The 263-nt window shown below is 49.4% G+C and carries 1 protein-coding gene; it reads left to right on the top strand.

Going from position 1 to position 263, the window contains the following annotated elements; genetic code table 11:
* A partial coding sequence (gene proQ, locus SB765_RS30640) for an RNA chaperone ProQ (protein ID WP_410932619.1) occupies positions 1-263 on the top strand: 263 nt, incomplete at both ends.

Genomic DNA, 263 nt, shown 5'->3' with positions numbered 1-263 from the left:
AAATCAACCTAAGTTGAATAGCAGTAAAGAAGTAATCGCGTTTCTGGCCGAACGTTTTCCCCACTGTTTCAGTGCGGAAGGTGAAGCGCGTCCGCTGAAAATCGGTATTTTTCAGGATTTGGTCGATCGTGTTGCCGGGGAAATGAACCTGAGCAAAACGCAATTACGATCCGCTTTACGTCTCTACACTTCGAGCTGGCGTTATCTTTACGGTGTTAAACCCGGCGCAACGCGTGTCGATCTTGACGGCAACCCATGCGGTG

It is taken from the genome of Pseudomonas sp. SIMBA_067 (genome assembly GCF_046534675.1).
Lineage (GTDB): Bacteria > Pseudomonadota > Gammaproteobacteria > Pseudomonadales > Pseudomonadaceae > Aquipseudomonas > Aquipseudomonas putida.
The sequence above is the reverse complement of the archived record's forward strand: the minus strand, read 5'-3'. Positions and strand labels throughout refer to the sequence as shown.